The sequence below is a fragment of the Alphaproteobacteria bacterium genome (assembly GCA_030740435.1).
Lineage (GTDB): Bacteria > Pseudomonadota > Alphaproteobacteria > UBA2966 > UBA2966.
This window is the reverse complement of the sequence record JASLXG010000137.1, coordinates 1-7228: the sequence shown is the minus strand read 5'-3', so window position 1 is coordinate 7228 and position 7228 is coordinate 1. Positions and strand designations below refer to the sequence as shown.

General features: G+C 65.4%; 8 protein-coding genes and 1 pseudogene. 5 read left to right on the top strand and 4 right to left on the bottom strand.

What is annotated here, in order from left to right:
* Positions 1–148 precede the first annotated feature (148 nt).
* Positions 149–265 (top strand): annotated as a pseudogene (locus QGG75_14280) (flagellar biosynthetic protein FliP).
* Between the two features lie 57 nt (positions 266–322).
* A complete protein-coding gene (locus tag QGG75_14275; protein ID MDP6068400.1) occupies positions 323–1021 on the top strand; it encodes an SDR family NAD(P)-dependent oxidoreductase in 699 nt (232 codons plus the stop codon).
* Between the two features lie 26 nt (positions 1022–1047).
* On the opposite strand, the gene der is transcribed toward QGG75_14275, so the two are convergent.
* The 4 genes from der to QGG75_14255 all read right to left on the bottom strand — a co-directional run bounded on the left by der (position 1048) and on the right by QGG75_14255 (position 5100).
* Positions 1048–2406 (bottom strand): ribosome biogenesis GTPase Der, encoded by a 1359-nt coding sequence (der, locus tag QGG75_14270; protein MDP6068399.1) that lies wholly within the window; start codon positions 2404–2406, stop codon positions 1048–1050.
* 39 nt (positions 2407–2445) lie between these two features.
* Entirely contained in the window at positions 2446–3708 is a 1263-nt protein-coding gene (locus QGG75_14265; GenBank protein MDP6068398.1) for a PQQ-binding-like beta-propeller repeat protein, read from the bottom strand.
* A 113-nt stretch (positions 3709–3821) separates the two neighbouring features.
* Positions 3822–4469: a tetratricopeptide repeat protein gene (locus tag QGG75_14260; GenBank protein ID MDP6068397.1), complete on the bottom strand. Its 648-nt coding sequence runs from the start codon at positions 4467–4469 to the stop codon at positions 3822–3824.
* An 88-nt stretch (positions 4470–4557) separates the two neighbouring features.
* Complete coding sequence (locus QGG75_14255; GenBank protein ID MDP6068396.1) at positions 4558–5100, bottom strand: hemerythrin domain-containing protein; 543 nt, start codon at positions 5098–5100, stop codon at positions 4558–4560.
* Positions 5101–5495: 395 nt separating this feature from the next.
* Here QGG75_14255 and QGG75_14250 point away from each other — a divergent pair, with 395 nt between their 5' ends.
* The 3 genes from QGG75_14250 (at position 5496) to QGG75_14240 (ending at position 6606) form a co-directional block, all read left to right on the top strand.
* A complete protein-coding gene (locus QGG75_14250) occupies positions 5496–5951 on the top strand; it encodes a hypothetical protein (GenBank protein ID MDP6068395.1) in 456 nt (151 codons plus the stop codon).
* A 52-nt stretch (positions 5952–6003) separates the two neighbouring features.
* Positions 6004–6204 carry a helix-turn-helix domain-containing protein gene (locus QGG75_14245; protein MDP6068394.1) on the top strand — a complete coding sequence of 67 codons (201 nt, stop codon included), beginning with the start codon at positions 6004–6006 and terminating at the stop codon, positions 6202–6204.
* An 87-nt stretch (positions 6205–6291) separates the two neighbouring features.
* Complete coding sequence (locus tag QGG75_14240; protein MDP6068393.1) at positions 6292–6606, top strand: hypothetical protein; 315 nt, start codon at positions 6292–6294, stop codon at positions 6604–6606.
* Positions 6607–7228 lie beyond the last annotated feature (622 nt).

The window sequence follows — 7228 nt, the reverse complement described above, 5'->3', positions numbered from 1 at the left end:
TCGGCTACAGGCCACCGGCGCCGGAGACTATTCTGCACCACCGGCCCGTTCCGGCCTTCGCTGTTGATGGGCTGCGGCCGAACCGGGCCTCAGAACGGATGGCAAACAGACTAACATAGGATATGGTACAAACCTTGGGGCAGGTCAGATGGGCATGATGATGCTGCCACCGATCATGATCTCGTTACCGTTCAAGCTGGTCTTTTTCGTGCTGGTGGACGGCTGGCACCTGATCACGTCGAGTCTGGTGCAAAGTTTCGGCTAGGCGACTTCCGTACAGATCCAGGCCGCCCGGCAGAAGGAAGCGAGCAGGAGAGAAATCATGGCGGCACGGGAAACAGCCCTCATCGTCGGTAGCGGCCCCGGTCTCAGCGCCTCGCTGGCGAGGCTCTTTGCCGCCGAAGGCATGGCGCTCACCCTGGCCTCGCGGAACGTCGACAAGCTGGCGAACCTGGCAGCCGAAACCGGCGCCACGTGCCGGGCCTGCGATGCCGGCCAGCCCGACCAGGTGCACGCCCTCTTTGGCGCTATCGAAAGCGATACCGGTATCCCCGACGTGGTGGTCTATAACGCCGGCTACCGCACCCGCGGCCCCTTCATCGAGCTCGACCCGGGCGAGGTCGAGAAGACCCTCATGATCAGCTGCTACGCCGGCTTCCTGGTCGGCCAAGAGGCGGCCCGGGGCATGCTGGGGCGGGGCTCGGGCACCATCCTGTTCACCGGCGCCTCGGCCTCGGTCAAGGGCTATGCCCAGTCGGCGCCCTTCGCCATGGGCAAGTTCGGGCTGCGCGGCCTGGCCCAGAGCATGGCCCGCGAACTGGCGCCGCAAAACATTCACGTCGCCCACTTCGTCATCGACGGCGGTATCGGCCGGGCCGACGACCCCCGCGCCGCCGGGCGCGGCGACGACGACCTGCTGCACCCCGACGAAATCGCCCGGAGCTATCTCCACATCCACCGCCAGCAGCGCAGCGCCTGGACCTGGGAGGTCGAGCTCAGGCCCTGGGTGGAGAATTTCTAAGCGGCACGGCTGCAGATTCGAATCCCCTAGCCCTTGGAAACGTAGGGGTTGCGGCCCTTGCGTAGGTTGAGGCGGATGGGGCTGCCGGCAAAGCCGAAGACCTGGCGCAGATCGTTGACCAGATAACGGCTGTAGGATTCGGGCAAGGCCTGGGGCCGGCCGGTAAACAGCACGAAGGTCGGCGGCCGGGCTTTGACCTGGGTCATATAGCGCAGCCTGAGGCGGCGGCCGCGCTGGGCCGGCGGCGGGTGGCGCTGCTGCGCCTCGGCCAGCCAGCGGTTGAGCTCGCCCGTCGGTACGCGTCTGTTCCACACTTCGTAAGCGGCGTTGACGGCCGGCATCAGGCGCTCGAGGCGCTCGCCGGTCAGCGCCGACAGCGCCACCACCGGCAAGCCCCGCACCTGGGGCAAAGAAATCTCCAGGCGCTCATCGAGCGCCCGGCGGGCCGCCGCGCGGTCCGCCACCAGGTCCCACTTGTTGAGCGCCAGCACCAGCACCCGGCCCTCCCGCACCGTCAGGTCGGCAATCGTCAGGTCCTGCTTTTCCAGGCCCTGGCAAGCGTCGATCACCAGCACCACGACCTGGGCCATGCGGATGGCGCGTACGGTATCGGCGGTCGACATCTGCTCGAGTTTTTCCTGCACCCGGGCCTTGCGCCTGAGACCGGCGGTGTCGACCAGCTCGATGGTACGGCCGGCACTTTCCCAGGTCACGGCGATGGCGTCGCGGGTGATGCCGGCCTCGGGCCCGGTGAGCAGCCGCTGGGCGCCGATGAGTTGGTTGATCAGCGTCGACTTGCCGACGTTGGGCCGGCCCACCACGGCGAGCGTCAGGGCGGATTGGTTCTCGTCGTCGTCGGGCGCTTGGCCGGCGCTCTCGGATCCGGCGGCCCCGTCCTGCAGGGCGGCCAGAGCGTCGTGGAGCTCGGTCAGCCCTTCGCCGTGCTCGGCCGAGATGGCGATGGGCTCGCCCAGGCCCAGCGCGAAGGCCTCGTAATATCCCGCTTCGGCGGCCTGGCCCTCGCACTTGTTGGCCAGCGTCAACACGCTGTCGCCGCGGCGGCGCAGGCGCTGGGCGAAGTGCTCGTCGATGGGCGTCACACCGGCCCGGGCGTCGATCAGCAGCAACGCCACATCGGCCTCCTCGAGCGCCGCCTCGGTCTGGCGCCACATGCGCCCTTCCAGGCTTTCGTCCTCGCCCTCCTCCAGACCGGCGGTGTCGATAACCCGAAAGCTCAACGCCGCCAGCCGGCCCTTGCCCTCGCGCCTGTCCCGAGTGACGCCCGGGGTGTCGTGGACCAGCGCCTGACGCCGCCCGACCAGCCGGTTATAAAGCGTCGACTTGCCGACGTTGGGACGGCCGATGATGGCCACTGTGAGGGTCATGGTGAGGGACTTACCCGCGCGGCGCCGAGCCGCCACTCCCTAACGATAGGCGATCAGAGTGGCGTCGTCGGTGAGGAAAAACAGCGTGCCGCCCGCCACCACCGGGGGGATCGAAACCGGTACCGACATTTGCAGCGAACCCAGCACCAGCCCGGTATAGGGCGACACCGCCACGGCGCTGCCGGCCGACGACGTTACCACCAGGCGGTCGCCGACCAGCAGCGGGCCGCTCCAGCGGATGGGCACGCGCTCATCCTCATCCTCGTAGCGCGCCAACTGGCGCACCCAGCGCACCCGGCCGTCGAGGCGCGAGAGGCAGACCACCTGGCCTTCCAGGGAGACGATGAAGAGAAAATCGCCGGCCACCCAGGGTGACTGCACGCTAGCGATCTCCTGCTCCCAGACGCGGCCGCCGCTGCGCAGATCAATGGCCACCATGCGCCCGGCATGGCTGACGGCATAGACCCGGCCGCGGTCTATGACCGGCCGGCCGTTGATATCGCTGAGCTCGGCCAGTGCCGTCATGCGCCCGGCCCGGGTCAAGGCATCGGCCCAAGCGATGCGGCCGTTCTCCACCCTCAGTGCAAAGAGCTCGCCCGAGGAATAGGGCGCCACCACCAGGTCGCCCTGCACGGCCGGGCTCGAGGCACCCAGGAGGCCGGCGTTTTCGGCGATGCCGACGTGGCTCCATTGCCGGCTTCCGTCGATCGCCGACAGCGCCCACAACTGGTTGTCGTGGCTGATGACGAAGACCCGGCCGGCGCTGACGGTAGGAGCTCCGCGCAGCGGCACGCCGATGCGGTGGCGCCAAAATTCGGCTCCCGTCGCGGCCTCCAGCGCGATCACCTCGCCATAGCCCGAGGCAATGTAGAGAATGCCCGAATCGACCGCCAGGCCGCCGCCGATGGCGCCTTCCTCCTCGCCCCTGGGCACCACGCTGTAGCTCCAGCTGGGCCTGCCGTTGGCGGCATCGAAGGCGCTGACCCGGCCTTCGGCATCGAACACGAAGACCATCCCCTTGGCCACCACGGGCGAGGCCAGCAGACGGCGCAGATCGTCGGAACCGGCGCCGGCATCTTGGCGCCACAATTCACCGACGTTCTCGCCGGCCGCCAGATGGTGCATGGCATGGCTGGGATCACCGCCGTCCTGGGGCCAATCGGCATTGGCGTAGGGCTTGGGCAGACGCACGTCGAGATCGGCGATGTCGGGATCGGGCACCAGGGTACGCTGGAGTGCGATGACCGAGATGCGCTCGCCCGGGAGCGGCGGTTTTTCGACGCTACCCAGCCAGTCGGGCATTGCATCGCAGGCCGGGAGAACCGCCGCCAGGGCCACAGAAAGCACAGCCAGAGCCGCCGGCAACAGCAGCCGCAGCCGCTGTGGTCCCTGTGGTCCCTGTGGCGGCAGGGCCGTCACGAAGCACCGCCCAGCGCCGCCAGCATTTCGGCGGCCCGGGCGCGAATGCCGGCCGGCGCAGTGGCGTCGTCGGCAAGTTCGGTGAACAATTTCCTGGCCGCGTCCAGCCTGCCGCCCTGCTGGGCCGCCAGGGCTGCCACCTCGCGGGCCGAGTGGCGCCACGGGCCTTGGCCGCCAAGCAGCGGCTCGAGGCGCCGCTCGACCTCGCCCTCGGCGGCGCCGTCGAGCGCGCTCAGCGCGCCCAGCAGCCGGGCCAGACCCTGCAACAGCTCGCCCTCGGCCGTTTGGGCCAGGCCGTCGTAGATGGCGATGGCGCCCCGGCGATCACCGCCGGCCGCCAGGGCCGCAGCCTGCTGCAGCGCCGCCAGGGTGGGATAGCCGTCGCCGCCGTCGCTGACCAGGCCGGCAAAGGCGTTCGCCGCCTGGCTCGGTTTGCCGGCCGCGAAAAGCTCGAGGGCGGTGGCGAAGCGGGCCCCGTCGGCCTCGCGGGCGGCGCGCACGTATTCGCGCCAACCCACGTTGGCGGCCGTACCGACGACGATCAAAAGCGCCAGAACGATGACGTAACGGCCATACTTCTGCCACAGCTTGGCATAGTGTTCCTGGCGTAATTCCTCGTCGACTTCCCGAAATACGTCGGCCAAAAGTTCCTCCAGCAGCCGCCCAAAGGGCCGCTAAAATAGCTTCTCGCGAGAGCAAGAGCAAACACCGATCGGGGTTTCAGGTTAATGCTCAAGCGGCGGCCACCATGACGTCGGGAAGTTCCGGGTTGAGGCAGCAGGGCAGCGCGCCGTCAGCTGCCGCAGCGCTCTCTTCGAGCGCCGCCAGGAGCTCGGCGATGGCGGCCTCGCCAAGCACCTCGAGGGCCAGCGGGAAGAGCTCCCCCTCCTCGCGCTCGATGTGGCGACGCAAGAGGCCGATATGGGCCAGCACCATGCCCGGAAGGGCAATGCAGGCAACGGCATCGCCGCGCGCCGCCGCGGCTACCAGGGCATTGAGCTCGGCGGCGCTTCCCGCCACCGCGGCGTGCTCGCGGGCCACCACCTCGAGCAGCGGCCGGGCCGCGGCGCTGGCCTCAGCCAGGGCATTGCCGAGCGCCTGCTCCCTGAGTTCGTGACCTTTGCTCGGGCAGTGAAACAGGCAGGCCATCAGCCGGCCCACCGAGGGCAGCTCGTGATAGCCCCGGGCGCCGCTGCCGAAGTGGCGTTCCAGCACGTCGGTCAGGCTGGCGATGGCCAGGTGTTCGCGACTGAGATCGGCAAAGGCATTGGCCATGAGAGTGTTCGGCGGCAAATTGTAGTTACCCTCAACATGTGGGCCATCCCGGTCCTGACAACGGGACAGATTGTCGCAGCTCGAAACCCCGGACCAAGGCCCCGAAGCGATTGCCTCGAAAGCCCAAATCGGCTATATTGAAGACGGTCATTCAGATGGCCATATACGAGAAGAGGGCGGCAGCCTGCCGCCACCCGACGGGGCCGCAAGGCGGTCACGAAAAGCTCTCCGCAGCCCACTGCGGGGATCCGGCCGATCGTCATTACTGCAGGTGTGGCGGTCGCCGCTGACAGAGACGAAGTCTGGAAGAGCCGTCCGTCCCCTGTGGGCCTTGGCGGCTCTTCTTTGTTGGGCCTATCGCTCTGACGTGCCATTATGGCGCACGGAGGGATTCCATGAACGGCACGCTGAGAACTTTCGCGGCTTTCCTACTGGCTTGGCTGGTGGCCGCCTGCGTCGAGACCGCCAACGTCACGCCCAGCATGAGCCAGGCCCCGGCCGAAGGCGCCGAGGCCAAGGAGCCATTCGCCCAGTTCACCGACATTCCCATCCCGAAACAGGCCAAGATGAACATGGCGCGCACCCTCATCCTGGGCTCGCAGGATGCCTGGACAGGCCGAGTCTACATCGAGGTGGCGCAACAAAGCGCCACGGCTCTTTATGAATTCTACAAGTCCGAGATGCCCAACTTCGATTGGGCCGAGGTGACCACGGTGCGGGCCGAAATCAGCGTGCTGACCTATCAGCGCGACGAGCGCGTGGCCACCATCCAGATCTCCAGCTCCAAGCTGCAGGGCACCGAGGTCAGCATTACCATGTCGCCCCGCGGCGCCGCCGCCGCACCTAAATAGTACCGGGCGGCAGCACCAGCCAAACCGGCACGCCGCTTGCGCATAGAGGGGTATGACCCTTGGAACGCGCATAAAACAGGCCCGAAAGCGTCTCGAAATGAGCCAACGTGTCCTAGGCCGGGCCATCGGCGTCGATCAGTCCAGCGTCGCCGGTTGGGAAAGCGATCGCGCCGGGCCTCGGCCCCGGCACTTGCAGACCCTGGCCCAAGCGCTGAGCGTGACGGCGGCCTGGCTGGCCTACGGTGTCGTGTAAAGCGGCCCGCTTCCGCTGATTGCCAGCCTCGGCGTTGGCGGCCTCATCTTCGCGGCGGGACGCCGCCCGGCCGGCGGACCGGCCGCCGTGCGCGTCGATAGCGCCGACCTGATGCCGGTTTATTACCCCGGCGATCTCTTGATCGGCCATTGCCGCGAACCCGACAGCCAATGCCTGGCAGGGCGCGCCGACACCGTGCTCGGCTTCAGCGACGGCCGGGCACTGCTGCTGCGTTCCGGCGCCTGGCCGGATTGCCAGCCTCGCTTTCTGGCGGCCGGTCAGGAACTGATCTGGTGCCTGCCGGTGGCCTGGATCCGCCGCGCCGGCAGCGACAACGATCAGCCCTATTCCCACTCTATTGTTTTATACTCGCAAATAATTGAATTCATTGGACATTTTTAGACTTCGTAATTTCTTTGTAACTACCGTAAGTCATTGATATTGCTTATTTTTTTCCAATTCTCTGACTCAATACAACAAATTCAAACCCTATCGAATATCCTTGATATCAATCGTTCCATTAGACCCTCCTATTGCGGAAATCCCATAGTCTCGACGGGTTTGTAACTCCCACTTGGTAACTGTGGTGTAACGTTCCAATTCGGGACATCAAAATGTGACTAACAATATGTCTAACTCATTGATATTATTGTAATATAATTGTTATTTTCACTATTTTCTCATAATTGGGACTTTCAAGGGATACGTTTGTCTAAATAGAACTGACAACACCAAAATGACTTGGGTAGGTCTGTTAATATAACCTCCGTTTATCGTGGGACAACGAACCGCAACGGAACTCTGGATTGGTGCAGGGGAAAGGATACGAAAGTCACTCCCGAAAGGATCGTGTGACCGTAGGATTTAGAGTTACCACCAAAGTTGGATATGGGTGGTTAAACATTTCCAGCAGGACGGGGGAGAAATCACCCCCACACGGTATGTCTATCATCTAATCGGTTTCATATCGCGACCGTAGTTTAAGTAGAGGAAGAACTCACATGGATTTGGAAGACCCCAATGG